This is a genomic window from Streptomyces gilvus (assembly GCF_022513565.1).
Taxonomy (GTDB): domain Bacteria; phylum Actinomycetota; class Actinomycetes; order Streptomycetales; family Streptomycetaceae; genus Streptomyces; species Streptomyces gilvus.
Window position 1 is genome coordinate 76,664 of sequence record NZ_JAKWBE010000006.1, and the last position, 22,253, is coordinate 98,916.

Annotated in this window: 18 protein-coding genes and 1 pseudogene; 9 read left to right on the forward strand and 10 right to left on the reverse strand. The window is 71.0% G+C overall.

What is annotated here, in order from left to right; all coding sequences use genetic code 11:
- The first annotated feature begins 24 nt into the window (after positions 1–24).
- The gene (locus tag MKW14_RS11820) at positions 25–3,228 is read left to right on the forward strand and encodes an FG-GAP repeat domain-containing protein (RefSeq protein ID WP_240861956.1); all 3,204 of its coding nucleotides are present in this window, start codon (positions 25–27) and stop codon (positions 3,226–3,228) included.
- Between the two features lie 6 nt (positions 3,229–3,234).
- On the opposite strand, the gene MKW14_RS11825 is transcribed toward MKW14_RS11820, so the two are convergent.
- Both MKW14_RS11825 and aspS read right to left on the reverse strand, forming a co-directional pair.
- A complete protein-coding gene (locus MKW14_RS11825) occupies positions 3,235–3,690 on the reverse strand; it encodes a hypothetical protein (RefSeq protein WP_240861958.1) in 456 nt (151 codons plus the stop codon).
- Positions 3,691–3,883: 193 nt separating this feature from the next.
- Entirely contained in the window at positions 3,884–5,647 is a 1,764-nt protein-coding gene (gene aspS / locus MKW14_RS11830; RefSeq protein ID WP_240861960.1) for an aspartate--tRNA ligase, read from the reverse strand.
- A 175-nt stretch (positions 5,648–5,822) separates the two neighbouring features.
- On the opposite strand from aspS, the gene MKW14_RS11835 reads away from it, so the two are divergent.
- Positions 5,823–7,934 carry a SpoIIE family protein phosphatase gene (locus MKW14_RS11835; RefSeq protein ID WP_240861962.1) on the forward strand — a complete coding sequence of 704 codons (2,112 nt, stop codon included), beginning with the start codon at positions 5,823–5,825 and terminating at the stop codon, positions 7,932–7,934.
- 20 nt (positions 7,935–7,954) lie between these two features.
- On the opposite strand, the gene MKW14_RS11840 is transcribed toward MKW14_RS11835, so the two are convergent.
- Together MKW14_RS11840 and MKW14_RS11845 are read right to left on the reverse strand one after the other, a co-directional pair.
- Positions 7,955–8,926: a pirin family protein gene (locus tag MKW14_RS11840; RefSeq protein ID WP_240861964.1), complete on the reverse strand. Its 972-nt coding sequence runs from the start codon at positions 8,924–8,926 to the stop codon at positions 7,955–7,957.
- 110 nt (positions 8,927–9,036) lie between these two features.
- Positions 9,037–9,504, reverse strand: a complete 468-nt coding sequence (locus MKW14_RS11845; RefSeq protein WP_240861966.1) for an SseB family protein — start codon at positions 9,502–9,504, stop codon at positions 9,037–9,039.
- A 163-nt stretch (positions 9,505–9,667) separates the two neighbouring features.
- Here MKW14_RS11845 and MKW14_RS11850 point away from each other — a divergent pair, with 163 nt between their 5' ends.
- The 4 genes from MKW14_RS11850 (at position 9,668) to MKW14_RS11865 (ending at position 13,587) form a co-directional block, all read left to right on the forward strand.
- A complete protein-coding gene (locus MKW14_RS11850; RefSeq protein ID WP_240861968.1) occupies positions 9,668–11,494 on the forward strand; it encodes an acyl-CoA dehydrogenase in 1,827 nt (608 codons plus the stop codon).
- Between the two features lie 131 nt (positions 11,495–11,625).
- Complete coding sequence (locus tag MKW14_RS11855; RefSeq protein WP_240861970.1) at positions 11,626–12,918, forward strand: M18 family aminopeptidase; 1,293 nt, start codon at positions 11,626–11,628, stop codon at positions 12,916–12,918.
- 81 nt (positions 12,919–12,999) lie between these two features.
- On the forward strand, positions 13,000–13,251 hold the full coding sequence (locus tag MKW14_RS11860) for a DUF6458 family protein (RefSeq protein WP_115907000.1): 252 nt from the start codon (positions 13,000–13,002) through the stop codon (positions 13,249–13,251).
- Between the two features lie 162 nt (positions 13,252–13,413).
- A complete protein-coding gene (locus MKW14_RS11865) occupies positions 13,414–13,587 on the forward strand; it encodes a hypothetical protein (RefSeq protein ID WP_240861972.1) in 174 nt (57 codons plus the stop codon).
- A 6-nt stretch (positions 13,588–13,593) separates the two neighbouring features.
- Here the strand turns inward: MKW14_RS11865 and MKW14_RS11870 are convergent, their stop codons facing one another.
- Positions 13,594–15,450: an NHL domain-containing thioredoxin family protein gene (locus MKW14_RS11870; RefSeq protein ID WP_240861974.1), complete on the reverse strand. Its 1,857-nt coding sequence runs from the start codon at positions 15,448–15,450 to the stop codon at positions 13,594–13,596.
- A 29-nt stretch (positions 15,451–15,479) separates the two neighbouring features.
- Positions 15,480–15,872 (reverse strand): cupin domain-containing protein, encoded by a 393-nt coding sequence (locus tag MKW14_RS11875; protein ID WP_240861976.1) that lies wholly within the window; start codon positions 15,870–15,872, stop codon positions 15,480–15,482.
- Positions 15,873–15,922: 50 nt separating this feature from the next.
- On the opposite strand from MKW14_RS11875, the pseudogene MKW14_RS11880 reads away from it, so the two are divergent.
- Together MKW14_RS11880 and MKW14_RS11885 are read left to right on the forward strand one after the other, a co-directional pair.
- Positions 15,923–16,958, forward strand: a pseudogene (locus MKW14_RS11880) (helix-turn-helix domain-containing protein).
- Positions 16,955–17,449 carry an LURP-one-related/scramblase family protein gene (locus MKW14_RS11885; RefSeq protein WP_240861978.1) on the forward strand — a complete coding sequence of 165 codons (495 nt, stop codon included), beginning with the start codon at positions 16,955–16,957 and terminating at the stop codon, positions 17,447–17,449. The pseudogene MKW14_RS11880 and the gene MKW14_RS11885 overlap by 4 nt, the downstream one beginning before the upstream one ends.
- Before the next feature lie 26 nt (positions 17,450–17,475).
- On the opposite strand, the gene MKW14_RS11890 is transcribed toward MKW14_RS11885, so the two are convergent.
- Positions 17,476–18,273 (reverse strand): carbon-nitrogen family hydrolase, encoded by a 798-nt coding sequence (locus MKW14_RS11890; protein WP_240861980.1) that lies wholly within the window; start codon positions 18,271–18,273, stop codon positions 17,476–17,478.
- A gap of 184 nt (positions 18,274–18,457) precedes the next feature.
- On the opposite strand from MKW14_RS11890, the gene MKW14_RS11895 reads away from it, so the two are divergent.
- A complete protein-coding gene (locus tag MKW14_RS11895) occupies positions 18,458–19,282 on the forward strand; it encodes a maleylpyruvate isomerase family mycothiol-dependent enzyme (RefSeq protein WP_240861982.1) in 825 nt (274 codons plus the stop codon).
- A 16-nt stretch (positions 19,283–19,298) separates the two neighbouring features.
- On the opposite strand, the gene MKW14_RS11900 is transcribed toward MKW14_RS11895, so the two are convergent.
- The 3 genes from MKW14_RS11900 to MKW14_RS11910 form a co-directional block, all read right to left on the reverse strand.
- Entirely contained in the window at positions 19,299–20,102 is an 804-nt protein-coding gene (locus tag MKW14_RS11900) for a hypothetical protein (protein WP_240861983.1), read from the reverse strand.
- Positions 20,103–20,274: 172 nt separating this feature from the next.
- The gene (locus MKW14_RS11905) at positions 20,275–21,576 is read right to left on the reverse strand and encodes an MFS transporter (RefSeq protein WP_240861985.1); all 1,302 of its coding nucleotides are present in this window, start codon (positions 21,574–21,576) and stop codon (positions 20,275–20,277) included.
- Positions 21,573–22,238: a GntR family transcriptional regulator gene (locus MKW14_RS11910; RefSeq protein ID WP_240861987.1), complete on the reverse strand. Its 666-nt coding sequence runs from the start codon at positions 22,236–22,238 to the stop codon at positions 21,573–21,575. The genes MKW14_RS11905 and MKW14_RS11910 overlap by 4 nt, the downstream gene beginning before the upstream one ends.
- Positions 22,239–22,253: the final 15 nt, after the last annotated feature.

Consider the following 22,253-nt stretch of genomic DNA (forward strand, 5'->3'; position numbering starts at 1 on the left):
GCCCTCGCGGGGAGGGAACCTCACGTGGGCAGACACGCCCTGGGACGGGGCGGTCGGCACGCCCTGGTCTCCACGCTCGCGGTCGTCCTGGCGGCCGGCTCGATCACCCTGTTCTCCGGCACGCGTGACGAGGGCGCCGCGCAGGCCGCCACCATCGCCGCGGCCGGCACCGCCGAGCTCGTCCTGGACGATCCGCGCACCGAGACCCGCCGTACCGAGCAGCTGCTCGCGGCGGGACGGACCGGCTTCCTGCACCGGCAGTCCGGCGTCGCCGGTGTGCTGTGGACGGACTACGACGACGGCGACACGGTCACCGTCGAGGGGTCGTCAGGTGTGTACAAGCCGACCACGACCAGCTGCTACGACATCGACATGCGCTGCGCCACGGGCGTCTTCGGGCAGGCCGCCGACACCGTGGCGCTGCCCCACCTCACCTACGGCGACCCGGTGTCGCTGTGGAGCCCGGGCGGCGGCGCCCTGCGCACCGTCGACCTGAGCCAGTCGGCGGACCGGGTGGGGACGTACGGCGAGACGAGCGTCACCGTCGAGTACGACGGCGTCGTCGACGGACAGGAGCTGGACGGCTACGTCCTGCACCTCGTCGACCTGGTCGACGGCGAGCAGCGCGACCGCGTGGTCACCGGCTACCCCGCCGACGGCACCTGGGAGTGGAACAACGCGCGCACCGGGGACGACAAGGGCGCCCTGTTCGCCTACCCCGACCGCGACGCGGACGGCCGGTTCACGACGTACAGCGTCGGCTACCTCGACTTCGCCGCCGCCCGCTTCACCCCGGTCTTCACCGGCCTCACCCGGGACACCGTGCCCGAGGTCGTCCTCACCGGCGACCGGGTCGGCTGGTACACGCGGTCCGCGGGCCTCCACCTCAAGCCGCGCGCCGACCTCGCGGCGACGGAGACGGTCCCGCTGGCCGGCGAGGAGAGCGACGTCTCCCCCAAGCCGGTCCCGGTGCTCGTCGGGAACTGGGCGGTGCTGACGGGCGCCCCCGGCGTCCAGGCCGTGTCCCTGACCGACGGCACCAGGAAGACCCTGCTCAGCGCCTCGTACGGCACCCCGCTGGCCACGCCCGACGGCGGCGCCCTCGTCACCGGCGGCACCACCGCGGCCGACTGGTGGGTGCAGCGGGTCGCCCTCGGCGCCGACGGCACCCCGCAGCTGACGAAACTGGTCAAGATCCCGCCGTACGAGAACCCCAAGACGGGTCTGGCGCTCAGCCGCGGCAGCCTCCGCGTCGCCGAGGACAACCCGCAGAGCACCTCGGACTCGACTTCGGTGCGCACGCTCACGTCGAACGGCGGCACCGAGCTGAGCGCGTCGGCGGCCACGGAGAGCGCCTCCGTCAGCCCGAAGTGCCCGTACGCCGGTGCCACCTGCTCGGCCCTGTGGGGCGTGCACGACGGCACCAAGCCGGTGGACGTCTACCTCGGCACGTTCTACGACGCCGACGAGGGCGGCAGCGGTCTGGAGAACGCCGACCGGCTGGTCTCCATCGGCGGTCACACCCTGGAGTTCGGCACCGCGGGCGGCAGCGTCGTCGACGTGTCCGACGACTGGGCGGTCTACAACTCCGGCGGCTCCACGCCGGCACAGTACGTCGGCGAGTTCGGCCAGGGCCAGATCCTCAAGCGGTCCGTCCGGGCCGCCGCCCTGAACGGCTCCGTCCTGTGGAGCTCCGACACCGCCGGCCGGCTCACCTCCTACAGCCTCACCGAGAAGAAGACCCTCGCCACGGTGACCGTCCCCTCCCTCGCCTGCGTGCCGAGCGAGCTGCAGGCGGCGGGCCGCTGGGTGTACTGGGCCTGCGGTACGGCGTCGGCGGGCGTGTACGACACCAAGGCGGGCACGTCCGTCGCGGTGACGCCCGGTGACGTCCTGCTCGGCGACGGCTTCACGGTCCGCCACGACCACGAGGCCGACCGGCTGGTGCTCACCGACGCGACGACCGGTGCCACCCGGGTGATCGCCTCCGACCTGCCCGACACGGGCCTCGCCGTGGACCGCCGCTTCCGCTGGACGGTCGACGAGTACACGGGTCTGGTCGCCTGGTTCGACCGGTTCGAGCAGACGCACGTCGCCACCACCGGTGTCGCCCCGTCCGCGCCGACCGCCTTCCGCACGGAGGCCGGCAGCTATGTGCAGCCGGGCGGCTCCACCGCCTGGACCGGCGCGTGGCTGCTGTCCCGTCCGGTCGACTCCTGGTCCCTGACCTTCACCTCCGTGCAGAGCGGTCCGAAGGGCCGGGCCACCCGCACGGTCACCGGCGGGGCGGTCACGGCGCAGCTGTCGGCGGGCTGGGACGGCAAGAGCGCGAACGGCGACCGCTTCCCCAACGGCGACTTCACCTGGACCCTGAAGGTCACCGGCCTCGGCACCGCCACCCCGGTCACGGTGGCCTCCGGCGAGGGCTTCCTGCAGCGGGGCAACCCCGTGCGCCACGACTTCGCCAGCGTCGACGGCCCCGACGGCCGCGGTGACCTGCTCACCCTCAACTCCGCGGGCGGGCTGACGTACCAGCACGGCACCGGCACGGGGAAGTTCGGGCAGAAGACCACCGGCACCGGCTGGCCCACCAGCGCGCGGTTCGTGCCGTTCGGCGACCTGAGCGGCGACCGCTGCAACGACGTCCTGGTCCGGCTGAGCAGCGGCGCCCTGCGGCTGTACAAGCCCGGCTGCAACGCGGCCCTCAAGCCGTCGACGTCGTACACGACCCTCGGCAACAGCGGCTGGAACCAGTACGACGTCCTGACCTCGCCCGGCGACGTCAGCGGCGACGGCCGCGCGGACCTGGTCGCCCGCAACTCCGCCACCGGCACCGTGTACCTGTACAAGGCGACCAGCACCGGCAAGCTGTCCGCCCGGGTGAAGCTGTACGACGGCTGGAAGGGCTACAAGAAGATCGTGGGCGTCGGTGACATCACCGGCGACGGCATCGGCGACCTGCTCGCCCAGGACGGCTCGAACACCCTGTACCGCTTCAACGGCAAGGGCGACGGCACCTTCGCGGCACGGACGAAGCTCTTCACCAACTGGGGCGGTTCCTACAACGCGATCGTCGGCGTCGGCGACATCACCGACGACGGCCGGGCCGACCTCGTCTCCCGTGACTCCGGCGGCACCGTGTACCGCAACAGCGGTGACGGCAAGGGGTCGTTCGGGGCCAGGGTGAAGATCGCGAGCGGCTGGGGGTCGTACAAGACCCTTTCCTGAGCCGTCTCAGGGATGGACGGAAATCGCCGTCGGATTCGAGCCGTTGGTGACCAGGGCCCCGGGGAAGGCTTGCCTGACCCGGGGCTCCGGCGTGGCGGGGGAGGGGTGCGCGGGCAGGCCGAGGGCCTCGCGGGCCGCGTCGACGTGGCGCAGTCCCTCCTGGGCGGTGCGCGTCACGCGGCCGTACTCCGCCGCCGTGCGGGCCTCGGCGAGCAGGGCGCGGGCGGTGCGGTGGCACTCGGCGGCCTCGGTGAGCGCCCGGCCCGCCGTCTCGCCGGCGCTCGCCCAGGTGGCGGCGCCGGGCGGGATCAGACCGGCGGCCAGCCGGATCAGCCAGCGGTTGGCCTCGGCCTCCGCGTCCAGCCCGGACGTGCCGCGGTCGGCCTGTGACCGCCGCAGTGCGACGACCGCGCCGGCGGCACCGGCGATCAACAGCGCCGCGAGCGCGATCGCGTACCCCATGACGTCCTCCTTGCCCGGGCGGGCCCGGAGGCCGCACCACCTGCGATGTCACCGCCTATGACACGACAGGCTTCTGTGCACCTCCCTCGGGCTCCCTGTGCGCCTCCGGTGAGGTCTTGTCGTCGGTCGTCTGGGGACCCATGCGAAAGGGCTCGAAACCGATGTCGGTTTCGAGCCCTTCGGGTCCGCCGGGTTACTTCGGCTGCGGCTTGCGCACCTGGAGGTGCAGTTCCCTCAGCCGGGCCTCCTCCAGCTCCGTCGGCGCGCCCATCATCAGGTCCTGGGCGTTGCCGTTGAGCGGGAAGGCGATGGTCTCGCGGATGTTGGGCTCGTCGGCCAGCAGCATCACGATGCGGTCGACGCCGGGGGCGATGCCGCCGTGCGGCGGGGCGCCGAAGCGGAAGGCGCGCAGCATGCCGGCGAACTTCTCCTCGACGGTCTCCCGGTCGTAGCCGGCGATCTCGAAGGCCTTGAGCATGATCTCCGGCTCGTGGTTCCGGATCGCGCCGGAGGACAGCTCCACGCCGTTGCAGACGATGTCGTACTGCCAGCCCAGGATGTCCAGCGGGTCCTGCGTCTCCAGGGCCTCCAGCCCGCCCTGCGGCATCGAGAAGGGGTTGTGCGAGAAGTCGATCGCGCCGGTCTCCTCGTCCTTCTCGTACATCGGGAAGTCGACGATCCAGCAGAAGCGGAAGACGTTCTCCTCGAAGTGCCCGGCACGCTTGGCGGCCTCGACCCGCACCGCGCCCATGATCTTGGAGACCTCGTCGAACTCGCCCGCGCCGAAGAACACCGCGTGCCCGGCGGCCAGCGACAGCCGCTTGGTCAGCTCGGCGACGTTCTCCTCGGTGAGGAACTTCGCGATCGGACCGGTGAGCGAACCGTCCTCGGCGACCCGCACCCAGGCCAGGCCCTTGGCGCCCAGCGAGACGGCGAAGTCACCGAGCTGGTCGAAGAACTTGCGCGGCTGGTCCTGCACGGCCGGCACCGGCAGCGCCCGCACGTGCTTGCCGGCGAACGCCTTGAACTCCGAGCCCTCGAAGACGTCCGTGATGTCGACGAGCTCCAGCTGGGCCCGCAGGTCCGGCTTGTCGGAGCCGTACTTCAGCATCGCCTCGCGGAACGGGATCCGCGGGAAGGGGGAGGTGACATGGCGGCCGCCGCCGAACTCCTCGAACAGCTCGGTCATCAGCTGCTCGATCGGGCGGAAGACGTCCTCCTGCTCGACGAAGCTCATCTCCACGTCGAGCTGGTAGAACTCGCCCGGCGAGCGGTCGGCGCGGGCGTCCTCGTCACGGAAGCAGGGCGCGATCTGGAAGTAGCGGTCGAAGCCCGAGATCATCAGCAGCTGCTTGAACTGCTGCGGCGCCTGCGGCAGGGCGTAGAACTTGCCGGGGTTCAGCCGGGAGGGGACCACGAAGTCGCGGGCGCCCTCGGGGGAGGTGGCGGAGAGGATCGGCGTCGCCATCTCGTTGAAGCCCAGCGCCGTCATCTTGTGACGGATGGCGCTGATGACCGCCGTACGCAGCATGATGTTCTTGTGCATGCGCTCGCGCCGCAGGTCCAGGAAGCGGTACTCCAGGCGCCGCTCCTCGTTGACCCCGTCCTCGGTGTTGATCGTGAACGGCAGCGGCGCGGCCGCGCCGAGCAGCTCGACCTCGCCGACCTCGACCTCGACCTCACCGGTCGGCAGCTCCGGGTTGACGTTCTCGGCGCCGCGGGAGACGACCTTGCCGTCGACGCGGACCGTCGACTCCTTGGTCACCTTGTCCAGGGCCTCGTAGGCCGGGGTGCCCGGGCGGGCGACGAGCTGCGTGATGCCGTAGTGGTCGCGCAGATCGATGAAGAGGATGCCGCCCAGGTCGCGCCGATTGTGCAGCCAGCCACTCAGCCGGACGTCGGTGCCGACGTCAGAGGCGCGGAGCTCGCCGCAGGTGTGGGACCTGTACCGATGCATCGTCGTTCATCCAGTCTTCGCGGATAGGGGTCCGTGTTTCACGTGAAACACCCCCCAAGCGTACCGGGCACCCCAAGATCGGCTCCCCACCATTACAGTCGCCCTGCGGCATAAAACCGCACGAACTGTCGATGATCGGTGGCACTCCTCGATCACCTCTTCATAAAGTGGGGCAATGCGCACTGGCGAGCCACTGCCGCCCGTGGGGGAGGTTCTCGCCACCCTCGCGACCGGCCTGTGGCACTGGGACACCGCCACCGAGCTGGTCACGGTCGACTCCGAGGCGGCACGGCTGCTCGGCCTGCCCGCCGTGGGGACCACCCTCACGGAGGCCCAGGCCCGGTCCCGGCTGCACCCGGTCGACTGGAACGAGATCATCAGCGTGGTCGGTCTCGCCGTCGCCGAACGCACCCTCGCCGAGGTCCGCATCCGGATCATGGGCGAGCACGGCCGGGTGATCCGCGTCGTCCGCTCCCGCTCCAAGCCGTCCTACGACAAAAAACGACAGGCCTTCCAGCTGATCGGCACCCTCCAGGAGGTGACCGAACCGACGCCCGGCACACCGGCCGGACGCAGCGCCGTCACGGGCGACTGGCGGCGCTCCCGGGAGGCGTTCCTGCTGGACGCGGGCCGCGCGCTGGCCGAGGCACGCTCCACGGCGGAGGTGCTGCGGGTCGCGGCGGGACTGTCGATGCCGGGGTTCTCGCCGGACGGACTCGCGGTGTTCGGCGTCGAGGGCGACCGGCTGACCATCGTCGGCCTGCACGGCTACCAGCCCGGCGACGGCGACCCGTTCTCCCCCATGCCCCTGGACACGGACCATCCCGCCGCCGAGGTCATACGCACCGGCCGCGCCGTCTATCTCTCCTCCCCCGCCGACTACAAGACCCGCTACCCCGTGATGTGGCAGCTGGTCGAGAGCTTCGGCCGTCAGTCCTGGGCCTTCCTGCCGCTGACGGTCGCCGGCCGCACGATGGGCACCTGGATGGCCTCCTTCGCCTATCCCGTCGCCTTCACCCCCGACGAACGCTCGGTGCTGACCACCGTCGCCCGGATGCTCGCCCAGGCCCTGTCCCGGGCCGGCGCCGAGGAGACCGAGCGCGCCCTGACCGACGGCCTGCAGCGCTCCATGCTGCCGACGCTGGGCCCCCAGATACCGGGCATGACCGTCGCCGCCCGCTACGTCCCCACCGGCGGCGGACTCCAGGTCGGCGGCGACTGGTACGACATGATCCCGCTGCCCAACGGCCGCTTCGCCCTGGCCATCGGCGACGTCCAGGGCCATGACGTGCGCGCGGCGGGTCTGATGGGCCAGCTCCGCATCGCCCTGCGCGCCTACGCCTCCGAGGGCCACCGCCCCGACGCGGTCCTCTCCCGCGCCTCCCGCTTCCTGCACGGCATGGCCGACGGCGACCCGGAGTCCCCCGACCTGCGCTTCGCGACCTGTCTGTACGTCGAGGCGGACCCGGTGACCGGCATCCTCGACATCGCCCGGGCCGGCCATCCCGACCCGGCGATCCGGATGGCGGACGGCACGGTGCTGACCCGGCCCACGGCCGGCGGCCTCCCGCTCGGCATCGACCCGGACGCCGACTACCCCACCACCCGCATCACGCTGGAACCCGGCGAGACGATGCTGATCTGCACCGACGGCCTGATCGAGACCGGCGGTCACGACCTGGACAGCGGCTGGCAGCGCATCCGTACGATCCTCGAGGACCACAAGGGCGACCTGGAGGAACTGGCCGACGCCCTGGTCCAGGGCGTGCACGGCCCCTCCTCCCACCACACCACGGGTCCGCTCGCGGACCGGCGCGAGGACGACATAGCGGTGATGCTGCTGTGCCGCCCCGAGGAGGGCTGCGGCCTCGACCACACGCTCACCCCGGCGCCCACGGTCCGCCGCACGATGCTCTCCGTGGCACAGGCCGAACCCGAGCGCGTCGCGGTGGCCCGCCAGCACCTGCGCGAACTGCTCCACGACTGGCCCTCCCAGGACCAGGTCGACTCGGCGGTGCTGCTGCTGTCCGAGACGCTGACGAACGTCCTGGTGCACACGGACGCGGACGCGCTGATGCAGGCCGAGGTCCGGGGCGAGCCCGGGGGCCGCCGGATGCGCGTCGAGGTCACCGACACCAGCGACGACCTCCCGCACAAACGCCGCCCCGGCGAAATGGCCTCCTCCGGCCGCGGCCTGGTCCTCATAGAACTCCTCGCCCACTCCTGGGGCGTGGATCCCCGCGGCGAGGGCAAGAGCATCTGGTTCGAGCTCTACGAGGACGCGTAGGCCGCCCGCCGACGGTGGCCCTACAGACCGCCCTCGGTCATCCCGTGCACGGCGGGAACGGTCCCCAGCCGGCCCTTCTGGAAGTCCTCGAAGGCCTGCTGGAGCTCCTCGCGGGTGTTCATGACGAACGGGCCGTAGTGGGCCATGGGCTCACGGATCGGCTGGCCGCCGAGGAGCACGACCTCCAGGTCCGGCGCGTGCGAGTCCTGCTTCTCGTCCGCACGCACGGTGAGGGAGGAACCCGAGCCGAACACCGCCGTCTGGCCCAGGTGGATGGGGCGTCGCTCGGCACCCACCGCACCCTTGCCGGCGAGCACGTACGCCAGGCCGTTGAAGTCCTCGCGCCACGGCAGGGTGATCTCCGCGCCCGGCGCGAGGGTCGCGTGGATCATCGTGATCGGGGTGTGGGTGATACCCGGGCCCGCGTGGCCGTCCAGCTCACCGGCGATCACCCGCAGCAGGGCGCCGCCGTCGGGGGAGGTCAGCAGCTGGACGTGGCCGCCGCGGATGTCCTGGTAGCGGGGCGTCATCATCTTGTCCTTGGCGGGGAGGTTCACCCACAGCTGCAGACCGTGGAAGAGACCGCCGGACAGGACGAGGGACTCCGGCGGGGCCTCGATGTGCAGCAGGCCGGAACCCGCCGTCATCCACTGGGTGTCGCCGTTGGTGATGGTGCCGCCGCCGCCCTGGCTGTCCTGGTGGTCGAAGATCCCGTCGATGATGTAGGTGACGGTCTCGAAGCCGCGGTGCGGATGCCAGGGGGTCCCCTTCGGCTCTCCAGGCGCGTAATCCACCTCGCCCATCTGGTCCATCATGATGAACGGGTCCAGGTGGCGGTAGTTGATCCCGGCGAACGCGCGGCGCACCGGGAAGCCCTCGCCCTCGAAACCGCTGGGCGCGGTGGTGACGGCGAGTACGGGACGGGCCACGGCGTCGGCCGGGGCGGCCACGCGAGGCAGGGTCAGCGGGTTCTCGACGGTCACAGCGGGCATGTCGGTACCTCCTTGTGCGGCCATTTTAGTTGAGCGTTGAACTTTCTACCACCCCACAACAGAGAGAGCCCGGAGGGCATTCCCTCCGGGCTCCCGGCTGAGCGAGCGGTTCAGCCGTACATTCTGCGCATCGCGAAGTCGACCATCTGTTCGACCGCCTTCGCGTCGAAGACCATCCGGTGCTCGCCCTCCATGTCGAGGACGAAGCCGTAGCCGGTGGGCAGCAGGTCGATGACCTCGGCACCCGTGATCACGAAGTACTTGGACTCCTTGCCCGCGTACCGGCGCAGCTCCTTCAGCGAGGTGAACATCGGGATCACCGGCTGCTGGGTGTTGTGCAGGGCGAGGAAGCCGGGGTTGTCGCCGCGCGGGCAGTAGACCTTGGAGGTGGCGAAGACCTGCTGGAAGTCCTCGGCCGACATCTGCCCGGTGGTGAAGGCGCGCACCGCGTCCGCGAGCGACGGCGGCGACGGCTCGGGGTACAGCGGCGGCTGCTGGCCGTACCCGCCCGGCATCTGCTGCTGCGGCGGGACGCCGTACTGCTGCTGGGCCCCAGCGTTCTGGTCGTAGCCGTACATGCGTCACAGGGTACTGACCCCGCACGAGGGCTCGGTCACAGATGGCCGGATCGGGGTTGCTTCTTATTACCGACGGGTAGCATCATCGTAGCCACTTGTTGGTACGTGAACTAGCGCGAGGATCCACCAGTGCCTCGCCGATCTCTCTTACGGAGCCGTCGCCATGGGGCACTACAAGTCGAATCTCCGCGACATCGAGTTCAACCTCTTCGAAGTACTCGGACGCGACAAGCTGTACGGCACCGGACCGTTCGAGGAGATGGACACCGAGACCGCGAAGAGCATCCTCGAGGAGCTGACCCGCCTCTCGGAGAACGAGCTGGCGGAGTCCTTCGTGGACGCCGACCGCAACCCGCCGGTCTTCGACCCGGAGACCAACACCGCGCCGGTCCCGGCGTCCTTCAAGAAGAGCTACAAGGCCTTCATGGACTCCGAGTACTGGCGCCTGGGCCTGCCCGAGGAGATCGGCGGCACGACCGCCCCGCCCTCGCTGATCTGGTCGTACGCGGAGCTGATCCTCGGCGCCAACCCGGCGATCTGGATGTACTCCTCCGGCCCGGCGTTCGCGCGCATCCTCTTCGAGGAGGGCACCGAGGAGCAGAAGAAGTGGGCGCAGATCGCGGTGGACCGCACCTGGGGCTCCACGATGGTGCTCACCGAGCCCGACGCGGGTTCCGACGTCGGCGCCGGCCGCACCAAGGCGGTCCAGCAGGAGGACGGCTCCTGGCACATCGAGGGTGTGAAGCGGTTCATCACCTCCGGTGAGCACGACATGGAGGAGAACATCCTCCACTACGTGCTGGCCCGTCCCGAGGGCGCCGGCCCCGGCACCAAGGGTCTGTCGCTCTTCCTCGTGCCGAAGTACCTGTTCGACTGGGAGACCGGCGAGCTGGGCGAGCGCAACGGCGTGTACGCGACCAACGTCGAGCACAAGATGGGCCTGAAGGCCTCCAACACCTGCGAGATGACCTTCGGCGACAAGCACCCCGCCAAGGGCTGGCTGATCGGCGACAAGCACGACGGCATCCGCCAGATGTTCCGGATCATCGAGTTCGCCCGGATGATGGTCGGCACGAAGGCGATCTCGACGCTGTCGACCGGCTACCTGAACGCGCTGGAGTACGCCAAGGAGCGCGTCCAGGGTCCTGACCTGGCGAACTTCATGGACAAGACCGCGCCGAAGGTCACCATCACCCACCACCCCGACGTGCGCCGTTCGCTGATGACGCAGAAGGCGTACGCCGAGGGCATGCGGGCGCTCGTCCTCTACACCGCCTCCGTCCAGGACGCGATCGCGGTGAAGGAGGCGAACGGCGAGGACGCCAAGGCCGAGCACGCGCTCAACGACCTGCTCCTGCCGATCGTGAAGGGCTACGGCTCCGAGAAGGGCTACGAGCAGCTCGCCCAGTCGCTGCAGACCTTCGGCGGCTCCGGCTTCCTGCAGGAGTACCCGATCGAGCAGTACATCCGCGACGCCAAGATCGACACCCTGTACGAGGGCACCACCGCGATCCAGGGCCAGGACTTCTTCTTCCGGAAGATCGTCCGCAACCAGGGCGCGGCCCTCAACTCCCTCGCCGAGGACATCAAGAAGTTCCTGGCGCTGGGCACCGGCGGCGAGGAGCTGGCCGGCGCCCGTGAGCACCTGGCGAAGGCGGCCGTCGAGCTGGAGGCGATCGTCGGGCTGATGCTGACCGACCTCGCGGCCACCGAGCAGGACGTCAAGAACATCTACAAGGTCGGCCTGAACACCACCCGCCTGCTGCTGGCCTCGGGTGACGTGGTCGTCGGCTACCTGCTGCTCAAGGGCGCCGCGATCGCCGCCGAGAAGCTGGAGACGGCCTCCGCGAAGGACAAGGCGTTCTACACCGGCAAGATCGCGGCGGCGAAGTTCTTCGCGGCCAACGTCCTGCCGGGCGTCACCGGCGCGCGCAAGCTCGCCGAGGGCGTCGACCTGGACCTGATGGAGCTGGACGAGGCCGCGTTCTAGTCCCTGCTCCGCTCACGCCGGTCACGGGTTCCGTCGCCGCCGGATCTGGGTAGCCAAAATTCCACATCGCCCTCACGAGGGCCCGCTCCCTGTACGCGGAGTGGGCCCTCGTACGTCGTTAAGGTGAACCCATGAGCGAACCCCCCCGCTTCGACCGCGGCCACACCGACGACCTCATGTCCTTCCTGACGGCGAGCCCGTCGCCGTACCACGCGGTGGCGAGCGCCGCCGAGCGGCTGGAGAAGGCGGGGTTCAGGCAGGTCGCGGAGACGGACGCCTGGGACGGGACGAGCGGCGGCAAGTACGTGCTGCGCGGCGGCGCGATCGTGGCCTGGTACGTCCCCGAGGGTGCGGCGCCCCACACGCCGTTCCGTATCGTCGGCGCGCACACCGACTCCCCGAACCTGCGGGTCAAGCCGCTGCCCGACACCGGGGCGCACGGCTGGCGCCAGGTGGCCGTGGAGATCTACGGCGGGCCGCTGCTGAACTCCTGGCTCGACCGTGATCTGGGGCTGGCCGGCCGGCTGACCCTGCGGGACGGCTCGACCCGGCTGGTCAACGTCGACCGGCCGCTGCTGAGGGTGCCGCAGCTCGCCATCCACCTGGACCGTTCGGTGTCGGCGGATGGCCTCAAGCTGGACAAACAGCGTCACATGCTGCCGGTCTGGGGTCTGGGCAACGACGTGCGCGACGGCGATCTGATCGCCTTCCTGGAGGAGAGCGCGGGGCTCGCGGCGGGCGAGGTGACCGGCTGGGACCTGATGACGCACTCCGTGGAACCGCCGGCGTACCTGGGCCGGGACAAGGAGCTGGTCGCCGGTCCGCGCATGGACAACCTGCTGTCGGTGCACGCGGGCGTGGCCGCGCTCGCCGCCGTCAGCGGCACCGACCTGCCCTGCGTCCCCGTACTCGCCGCGTTCGACCACGAGGAGAACGGCTCGCAGTCGGACACCGGGGCGGACGGGCCGCTGCTCGGGAGTGTGCTGGAGCGGTCGGTGTTCGCGCGGGGCGGGTCCTTCGAGGACCGGGCGAGAGCCTTCGCGGGCACGGTGTGCCTGTCGTCCGACACGGGTCACGCGGTGCACCCCAACTACGCCGAGCGGCACGACCCGACGCACCACCCGCGGGTCAACGGCGGGCCGATCCTCAAGGTCAACGTCAACAACCGCTACGCCACCGACGGTTCGGGCCGCGCGGTGTTCGCCGCCGCCTGCGAGAAGGCGGACGTCCCCTTCCAGTCCTTCGTCTCCAACAACTCCATGCCGTGCGGCACGACCATCGGCCCGATCACCGCGGCCCGGCACGGCATCAAGACGGTCGACATCGGCGTGGCGATCCTGTCCATGCACAGCGTCCGGGAGCTGTGCGGCGCGGACGACCCCCATCTGCTGGCGAATTCGCTGGTGGCGTTCCTGGAGGGGTAGTCAGCCGGGCCCAGGCGCATGGGTGATGCCGGTCCGGGTACCCGGGTTCTACCGCAACGACCGGACAGGGAGGCGACACTCATGGGCCTCGGCGGGTGCATCATCCTCATCGCCGTGGGAGCCATCCTCACGTTCGCGACCGACTGGCACATGCAAGGGGTCAACCTCGACCTGGTCGGGATCATCCTGATGATCGTCGGCCTGATCGGCGTCAGCACCTTCAGCGGCATCGCCCGGCGCCGGCGCGTCGTGGTACCGCCGACGACACCGGTCGTGGAGGAGGAGGTCCGCCACCGTCGCACGGACGGATACTCCGACGGATACGGCGTGTAAGCGCGACGGAACGTTCCACTTCCAGCGCGTCTTCTTCGCTGTGAACTCGGTGAAGACCCCGGGGCGCTCAGCGCCGCACGCCTCGGGGTCACGCCGGAAGGCACCTCTCGGCAGCCCCCGGAGGGCACCACGCCTGACGAACTCGACGGCCCGCTGCGGATCGTGGTGCTCGTCGTGCTGATCCCGGCCCACAACGAAGAGGTGGGCGCCGGCGGCGCCACGCCGGCCGCCACGGGCATGTGGATGGACAGCATGGCGCTGCTCGTCACGGCCACCACCCTGACGGCCGCAGGGGTGTCCCTGTTCAAGCCGGCGCCGCGCCCGCGCCGTCGCTGACGCCGGTCAGCCGACCGGGTCGTCCATCCCGGCCAGCACCAACGGCAGCCGGTCCGCTCCGCCTTCGGTGAGGCGGACCGGAACTCCCCAGTCCTGCTGGTGGACATGGCAGGCGGGGTAGGGGTTGTCCGTGTCGTCGTCGCAGGACGCGGCCATCGCGGAGACGTGCAGGACGCCTTCCGTGATCTCCGGGTCGAGCTCCAGAGTGCGGGAGAGGTCGGTGTCGGCGCCCTCGCCCTTCAGCAGGAGCCCGGGGGGCGTCGACGACACCAGCAGGCGGGTCGAGGGGCCGTAGCGGGTGTCGAGTTTCTGGCCCGCGGGGGCCTGGAAGATCACGTCCAACAGGAGCCTGCCGGGAGCCACTTCGGTGGCGGCCCGCCGCGTGCGGTGGGCCACCGACTCCACCCGGACCGCCTCCTCCGGCAGATGCAGCCGGGTCAGCCTGTGCCGGGCCGACTCGACCACCACGATGTCCTCGCCCACCAGCACGGCGTCGCTCGGTTCGCGCAGGTCGGTCGCGAGGGTGGTGACCTCGCCGGTCGAGGGGTCGTAGCGGCGCAGGGCGTGGTTGTAGGTGTCGCTCACGGCCACCGAGCCGTCGGGGAGGGCCGTCACGCCCAACGGGTGCTGGAACAGGGCCTGTCCGGCGGGCCCGTCGCGGTGACCGAAGTCGAACAGGCCGGTGCCGACGGCGGTGCGGACCGTGCCGTCGAGGTCCACCCAGCGCAGGGCCGAGGTCTCGGAGTCGGCCAGCCAGAGCCGGTCGGCGGTTGCCGCGAGGCCGGAGGGCTGGGCGAACCAGGCCTGCGGTCCCGGGCCGTCGACCAGCCCCTCGTTGGTGGTGCCGGCCGTGACGGCGACCGTCCCTCCCCCAGAGCCGAACGCCTGGGCGGTGCCCCCAGCCGGGTCGTACGCCCACAACTGGTGCACGCCGGCCATGGCGATCCAGACCTTGCCGCCGAAGAGGGCCACGTCCCACGGGGAGGAGAGGTCGATCTCGCGCGCCGGACCCGAGGTGGGCGAGCCCTGCCACCACTGGCGTCCGGTGCCGGCGAGTGTGGTGACCTCGCCGGTCGCGAGGTCGAGTCGGCGCAGGGCGTGGTTGACGGTGTCGGCGACGACGACCGCGGTGTCGTCGAGGAGGGCGAGGCCCTGTGGCTCGTTGAACGCCGCCGTCTCCGCCGTGCCGTCGGCGAACCCTCGTGCGCCGGAGCCGACGCGCCGCACGACCGTCTCCCCGTCCGCCGCCAGCTCCACCAGCTGGTGCCGGGTGGTGTCGCTGACCAGGAAGGTACCGCCCGGCAGGACGAGCGCCTTGCCCGGGAAACGCAGCGTGGTCGGCTCCGGCTCCGGTGCCACGTACGGCCCGTCGCCGCGCCGCAGCGTCCCCTTCGCCTCGTGCTCCGCCTCCAGCTCCGTCACCAGCCGCTCGATCGCGTGCACATGCCCCTCGCCGGCGTGCTGCGCGACCACATACCCCTCGGGGTCGATCACCACCAGCGTCGGCCAGGCCCGCACCGCGTACTGCTTCCAGGTCGCGAGCTCCGGATCGTCCAGCACCGGATGCGCCACCCCGTACCGCTCCACGGCGTCGGCCACCGCCGCGTGCTCCGCCTCGTGCACGAACTTCGGAGAGTGCACCCCGATGACGACGACGGTGTCCGCGTGCTTCTCCTCCAGCTCCCGCAGCTCGTCCAGGACGTGCAGACAGTTGACGCAGCAGAACGTCCAGAAGTCGAGCACGACGATGCGTCCTCGCAGGTCGGACAGGGTGTACTGCTGGTCGCCCGTGTTCAGCCAGCCGCCCTTGCCCACCAGCTCGGGGGCTCGGACGCGGACGCGTCGGGGAGTGGAGTCGGTCATGGCTCAAGAGTGCCACCCGCCACTGACAGTCACGAAAGCGCGTGGCCCGTCGTCGCGTCCACGTGGTCGGGGATCTCCTCGTGGTGGTCGCCGACCGTGAGGGTGCCGGTGGGTTCGAGCAGGAGGATCTGCGTGGGGGCCGGGGCGTAGGGCTTGTGGTGGGTGCCGCGGGGGACCGTGAAGACGGAGCCCTTCGGGAGGACGACCGTGCGTTCGCCGGAGGGTTCGCGCAGGGCGATGTGGAGTTCGCCGTCCAGGACCAGGAAGAACTCGTCGGTGTGGTCGTGGACGTGCCAGACGTGCTCGCCCTCGACCTTGGCGACGCGGACGTCGTAGTCGTTGACGGTGGTGACGATGCGCGGGCTCCAGCGGTCCGTGAAGGACGCGAGCGCGGCGGAGAGGGAGACGGGTTCCGTGGTCATGGGTCCATCGTGGGGGTGGGCCGGGCCGGTGGGCGAGTGCTAGAAATCGCATATGGCGCAAGGAAGGATCCTCTCAGCCTCCTCCGCACCGGGTCGCGGTGATCGTCGACGAGGGCACCAACCCCTTCGAGGTGGGCGTGGCGACCGAGCTGTTCGGGCTGCCCCGGCCCGAACTGGGGCTCGCGGGGCCGCTGTACGAGGTGACCGTGTGCGCGCCCGCGCGTGAGGTGCGGATGAACCACGGGTTCTTCACGCTGACCGGGGTGCCGGGGCTGGACGCCGTGGACGGCGCGGACACCCTCGTCGTTCCGGGGCGGCCCGACAACGTCGTTCCGCGCGGAGGCCGTACGGGAGGCGATCCGCCGCACGCACGCGCGTGGCGCCCGCGTCGTCAGCTTCTGCACCGGACCTTCGCGCTCGCCGAGGCCGGGCTGCTGGACGGACGCCGGGCCACCACCCTCCCCCACTGCCTCAAGGGCGTGGGGGCACCCCCAGGCGCTGGGCCGACCAGTTCCGGGAACCGCATCCGAAGGTGCTGCTGGAGCCGGACGTGCTGTTCGTCGACGAGGGCGATCTGCTCACGGCGTCCGGCAGCGCGGCGGCGCTCGGCCTCGGGCTGCACATCTGGCGCCGGGACCACGGGGCGGAGCTCGCGAACGCCGTCTCCCGGCGGCTGGTCTCGCCTCCCACCGGGACGGCGGGCAGCGGCAGTTCGTGGAACGACCCGTTCCGGACGTGCCCGACGCGTCACTGGGACCGCTGCTGGCCTGGGCGCAGGAACGGCTGGGCGAGCCGCTGACGGTGGCGGACCTGGCGGCCCGCGCGGCGGTGTCGCCGGCGACCCTGCACCGCCGTTTCCGCGTCCAGCTGGGCACGACCCCGCTCGGCTGGCTCACCGGGGAACGCGTCGCCCTCGCCTGTCGTCTCATCGAACGCGGGGAGGAACGGCTGGACGTCGTCGCCGCGCGGAGCGGCCTGGGCAGCGCGGCCAACCTACGCGCGCGCGTGCGGCGCGAGACGGGGCTCAGCCCGTCGGCCTACCGGCGGCGTTTCGGGCCGACGCCCGGGGAAGAGGTGGGGACATGAGATTCCAGGTACGCGACCGGCTCCTCGGCTTCGGCGAGGACTACTGGATCGAGGACGAGCACGGCGGCAAGGTCTTCCTCGTCGACGGCAAGGCGATGCGCCTGAGGGACACCTTCGAGCTGAAGGACACCCAGGGGCGGGTCCTGATCGACATCCACCAGAAGATGTTCGCCCTGCGCGACACCATGGTGATCGAACGGGACGGCCAGGCCCTCGCCAAGATCAAGCGCAAGCGCCTGTCCCTGCTGCGCCACCACTACCGGGTGACCCTCGTCGACGGCACAGAACTCGACGTCAGCGGCAAGATCCTCGACCGGGAGTTCGCCATCGAGTACGACGGTGAGCTGCTCGCCGTCATCTCGCGCCGCTGGCTGCACATCCGGGAGACGTACGGCGTCGACGTCGTCCGCGACGACGCGGACCCGGCGCTGCTGATCGCGGTGACGGTGTGCGTGATCCACCTGGCGGAGAAGGAACGTGAGGAGGACTGACACCTTCCGCCCTCCGACTGCCGGTCTCAGAAAGTGTGCGGGGGCTCCAGGCCCAGGACCCGGTCCTTCAGGGCCGGGAACTGCTCCCGGGTCGCCGCCACCCTCGCCGGGTCGAACTCGACGGTGAGGACCTCCTCGCCGGACCCCGCCTCGGCCAGCACCTCGCCCCACGGATCCACCACGATCGAGTGACCCGCCTGCGGAACTCCGGCATGCGTCCCGGCCGTTCCACAGGCGAGCACGAACGCCTGGTTCTCGACCGCCCGCGCCTGGGCCAGCAGCGTCCAGTGCGCCCGGCGGCGCTCCGGCCAGCCCGCCGGGACGACGAGGGTCTCGGCGCCGGCGTCGACGAGCGAGCGGAACAGCTCGGGGAAACGGAGGTCGTAGCAGGTGGCGACGCCGAGGGTGGTGTCGGGCAGACGGACCGTCACCAGCTCGCGTCCAGCGCCCATCAGCACGGCCTCGCCCTTGTCGAAGCCGAAGCGGTGGATCTTGCGGTAGGCGGCGGCCAGGTCGCCGGACGGGGAGAAGAGGAGGGAGGTGTTGTAGAGAGGGCCCTCAGGGTCGCGTTCCGGGATCGAGCCGGCGTGCAGCCACACGCCCGCGTCGCTCGCGGCCTTCGCCATGGCCTCGTACGTCGGCCCCTCGAGCGGCTCGGCGTCGGCGGCGAACCGCTCGTACGCGAAGGCGCCCGTGGTCCACAGCTCCGGCAGGACGACGAGATCGGCCCCGGCCTGCTCCCGTACCAGGGAGGCCACCCGCCGCCGACGAGATTCGACCGATTCGCCCTCGTTCACGTCGATCTGGAGCAGAGAGGCGCGCACACTACCACCGTCCTGGCATTCGAGCCGTCCACACGGGCCTACGATCGTCACACGAAAGCACTGCCGGGGTGCCTCACAGCAGCGTAACTTAGCGTTCCAAGACACCCGCCGACAGCAGCCGCCACCTCCCACTGGCAACGCCGCCACCACCGCCCGTGTACCGACCGCCGAGGGGTCCCGTTCCGTGAGTCTGCATCCCACCCTCCAGCCCTACGCCGACGCCTGGACCCACTCCATCGAAGCGATATCCGAACTGGTGGGGCCGCTCGCGGAGGGAGAGTGGAACCGGCGCACGCCCTGCCCGGGGTGGTCGGTCCGGGACGTGGTCTCCCATGTCATGGGCCTGGACTGCGAGATGCTCGGCGACCCGCGCCCCATCCACACGCTGCCGCGGGACCTGTTCCACGTCACCAACGACCACCAGCGCTACATGGAGATGCAGGTCGACGTCCGCCGCCACCACACGGCGCCGGAGATGACCTCCGAGCTGGAGTACGTGATCATCCGGCGCAACCGCCAGCTGCGCAACGAGTCGCGCGACCCGGGCACCAAGGTGCGCGGTCCGCTCGGCACCGAGCTGACGCTGGAGGAGGCCATGCGGAGCCACGCGTTCAACGTGTGGGTGCACGAGCAGGACCTGCGCGCCGCTCTCGGCCGACCCGGCAACCTCGACTCCCCCGGCGCGCACATCGCGCGGGACGTGCTCCTCGGCGAACTGCCCGCGGTGGTGGCCGAGCGGGCGAACGCGCCGCGCAGTTCGGCGATCGTCTTCGACGTGCACGGGCCGGTGGAGTTCCTGCGCACCATAAGGGTCGACATCCAGGGCCGCGGCACGCTGGAGACGGCCCCCGCGCTCGGGCCCGCCGCCACCTTCGCCCTGGACTGGGAGACGTACGTACGCCTGGCCTGCGGCCGGGTGACGCCGGAGGCGGTGGCGGACCGGGTGAAGGCGGAGGGCGATCCGGAACTGACGGCGGCCGTCCTGCGCCACTTCGCGGTGACGCCGTAGGACTGCTTCGATCGGTTCAGCGGTCCTCGGTGACGGAGGTGGCCACGCCGTCGGCGATGACGACCTTGGCCGTCACGCCCTTCTTGGCGGCGGTCTCCAGCTGGTCGAGGGTGCAGGTGGACGTCGACTCCGCCATGGGGCTGCCGCAGATGCCGCCGGCGCCGTGCACGACGGTGTCGTTCGCGACGTAGAAGGCCTGCGGAGCGCCGCCCTGCTTCGGGGCGACCGTGTACTTGCCCGGGGCGAGGTAGGAGACGGTGCCGTCGTAGGTGGCGTTCGCGCCCGAGCCACCGGTGCCGCCACTCTCGGCGTCATGGCGTTCGCGGACGACGGTGGCGACGCCGTTCCTGATCGTGACGTCGGCGGTGACGGGCGCCTTCCTGGTGGCCGTCTCCAACTGGGCGAGCGTGCAGCGCGGACGGGCCTCGGAGCGGGGGCTGCCGCAGACCTTGCCGGCGCCGTACACCTCGGTGTCGGTGGCGGTGAAGAAGGCCTGGTCGGTGCGGCCGGGGACATGGACGGTGTACTTGCCGGGGGCGAGGTAGCCGACCGTGCCGCCGGTGACGGTCGCGCTGTCGCCCCGGGCGGTGCCGGAGGTGTTCCGGGCGCTCGTGCCGGAGACGTGGGAGCTCTTCGAGGTCCTGGACCCGTTCTTGGACACCTTCGACGTGCCCGAGGTCCTGGACGTCGACGTGTGCTGCGAACTGCCGGTCCCCGTCGAGCCGCCGCTGTGCGAGGAGCCGTTCTGGCACGCCGTCATCAGCAGGCCGGCCGAGATCGCGGCGGTGACGAGGGCGGCCTTGCGCAGGTGGCGGTTCATCGGGGTCCCTTCGGGAGCGTCGGAAGCGAGTACGGCGTTCGCTCGTTCGACGACTATGAGCTGCCGAAGGCCCCGCAGGTCACGCCCGTCCCCGCTTCACGACATCCCTGTCACACGCCCATGACAGAGCAACACATCGGCTGTGAAGGCTTGTCGGTGCGAACCGCCCCGGTCACGCGGGTACGTGCACCGTCTCCACCCGGCTCGCCACCAGCCGCTCCCGTTCCCGCCGGGCGACCCGGCGCCGCAGCCGCAGGATCTGGCTGAGGCCCAGCGCCTGCAGCACGAACACCGTGGAGAAGGCGACGGTGTAGTCGTCGCCCGTGGCGTCCAGGAGCACGCCGATCAGGAACAGCGTCGTCATCGAGGCGACGAAACCACCCATGTTGGTGATCCCGGAGGCCGTGCCCTGACGCTCCGGCGGGTTGGCCGGCCGCGCGAAGTCGAAGCCGATCATCGACGCCGGGCCACACGCCCCGAGCACCGTGCACAGCACGATCAACAGCCACATCGGCGCGTGCTCTCCGGGGTAGGCCAGCGTGGCCGCCCACATCAGGGCCGTCGCCCCGACCGTGCCGAGCGCCAGCGGCAGCCGGGCCGTGTGGTGCCGGGCGACGATCTGGCCGTAGACCAGCCCGACGACCATGTTGGACAGGACGACCAGGGTGAGGAGTTCGCCGGCCGTGGCGCGGGACAGGCCCTGTGCCTGGACCAGGAACGGCAGCCCCCACAGCAGCAGGAACACCATCGCCGGGAACTGGGTCGTGAAGTGCACCCACATACCCAGCCGTGTACCCGGCTCCCGCCAGGAAGCGGCGATCTGGCGTCGTACGTACGCGGCGCCCCGGTGCGGGAAGGGCTCCGGCTCCTGGCCCTCGGGGTGGTCCTTGAGGAACACCAGCATCAGGACCAGGACGACGACACCGGCGACGGCGCTGCCCGCGAAGGCCGGCGTCCAGCCGACGCCGTGCAGCAGACGGGCCAGGACCAGGGTGGAGACCAGGTTGCCCGCCATGCCGACCAGCCCCGCGAGCTGCGCGACCAGCGGGCCGCGGCGGACCGGGAACCAGCGGCTGCCCAGCCGCAGCACGCTGATGAAGGTCATCGCGTCACCGCAGCCGAGCAGCGCGCGGGAGGCGAGGGCGGTGCCGTAGGTGGGCGAGAAGGCGAAACCGAGCTGCCCGGCCGTGAACAGCACGGTGCCCAGGGCCAGCACCTTCTTGGTGCCGAGCCGGTCCACCAGCAGACCGACCGGTATCTGCATGCCGGCGTAGACCAGCAGCTGCAGGATCGAGAAGGTCGACAGCGCCGAGGCGTTCACATGGAAGCGGTCGGCCGCGTCGAGGCCGGCCACGCCCAGGGACGTACGGAAGATGACGGCGACGAAGTAGACGGAGACGCCGATGCCCCAGACGGCGATCGCGCACCGGCCGCCCGGAGGGTCGCCCGGGAGGGTGGTCGAGGAGGAGCTCATCGGACCTCACCCCGGGCCAGGTGCGAGAACCAGCCCACATGCCGGTGGACGATCCCGACGGCCGCCTCCGCGTCCCCGGAGCGCAGCGCCTCGAGGATCTCCTCGTGCTCGACGAGGGTCTTGGCGATGCGGTCGGGGTGCGAGTGCATGATCGCGACGCCCATGCGCAACTGGCGGTCGCGGAGCTGGTCGTAGAGCCGGGAGAGGATCTCGTTGCCGCCGCTGCGGACGATCTCGGCGTGGAAACAGCGGTCGGTGACCGCGGCCCCGGCGAGATCGCCGTCGGCGGCCTGCTGCTTCTGCCGGGCCAGCAGCTCCTCGAGCCGCTGCACAAGGCCGGCCGGAGCCGGTACGGCCTTCCTCGCCGCGTGCTCCTCGACCAGCAGCCGGGTCTCGACCACGTCCGCGATCTCCTGCGCGGAGACCGGCAGGACCAGGGCGCCCTTCTTCGGGTAGAGCCTGAGCAGCCCTTCCACCTCCAGGCGCAGCAGCGCCTCGCGCACCGGGGTGCGGGACACTCCGACGGCCTCGGCGAGCTCGCCCTCGGTGAGGAGGGTCCCGCCCTCGTAGCGGCGCTCCAGGACGCCCTGTTTGACGTGGGTGTAGACGCGGTCGGCGGCGGGCGGTTGCTTGGCGGTCAGGGTCCCCGGGCTCGTCGTCATGCGAACAGCATAGAT

What these genes read in the sequence shown, in the direction of transcription:
- MKW14_RS11825 (WP_240861958.1), bottom strand. Translation starts at nt 3,690, where the DNA reads ATGGGGTACGCGATCGCGCTCGCGGCGCTGTTGATCGCCGGTGCCGCC.
- aspS (WP_240861960.1), bottom strand. Translation starts at nt 5,647, where the DNA reads ATGCATCGGTACAGGTCCCACACCTGCGGCGAGCTCCGCGCCTCTGAC.
- MKW14_RS11835 (WP_240861962.1), top strand. Translation starts at nt 5,823, where the DNA reads ATGCGCACTGGCGAGCCACTGCCGCCCGTGGGGGAGGTTCTCGCCACC.
- MKW14_RS11840 (WP_240861964.1), bottom strand. Translation starts at nt 8,926, where the DNA reads ATGCCCGCTGTGACCGTCGAGAACCCGCTGACCCTGCCTCGCGTGGCC.
- MKW14_RS11845 (WP_240861966.1), bottom strand. Translation starts at nt 9,504, where the DNA reads ATGTACGGCTACGACCAGAACGCTGGGGCCCAGCAGCAGTACGGCGTC.
- MKW14_RS11850 (WP_240861968.1), top strand. Translation starts at nt 9,668, where the DNA reads ATGGGGCACTACAAGTCGAATCTCCGCGACATCGAGTTCAACCTCTTC.
- MKW14_RS11855 (WP_240861970.1), top strand. Translation starts at nt 11,626, where the DNA reads ATGAGCGAACCCCCCCGCTTCGACCGCGGCCACACCGACGACCTCATG.
- MKW14_RS11860 (WP_115907000.1), top strand. Translation starts at nt 13,000, where the DNA reads ATGGGCCTCGGCGGGTGCATCATCCTCATCGCCGTGGGAGCCATCCTC.
- MKW14_RS11870 (WP_240861974.1), bottom strand. Translation starts at nt 15,450, where the DNA reads ATGACCGACTCCACTCCCCGACGCGTCCGCGTCCGAGCCCCCGAGCTG.
- MKW14_RS11875 (WP_240861976.1), bottom strand. Translation starts at nt 15,872, where the DNA reads ATGACCACGGAACCCGTCTCCCTCTCCGCCGCGCTCGCGTCCTTCACG.
- MKW14_RS11885 (WP_240861978.1), top strand. Translation starts at nt 16,955, where the DNA reads ATGAGATTCCAGGTACGCGACCGGCTCCTCGGCTTCGGCGAGGACTAC.
- MKW14_RS11900 (WP_240861983.1), bottom strand. Translation starts at nt 20,102, where the DNA reads ATGAACCGCCACCTGCGCAAGGCCGCCCTCGTCACCGCCGCGATCTCG.
- MKW14_RS11905 (WP_240861985.1), bottom strand. Translation starts at nt 21,576, where the DNA reads ATGAGCTCCTCCTCGACCACCCTCCCGGGCGACCCTCCGGGCGGCCGG.
- MKW14_RS11910 (WP_240861987.1), bottom strand. Translation starts at nt 22,238, where the DNA reads ATGACGACGAGCCCGGGGACCCTGACCGCCAAGCAACCGCCCGCCGCC.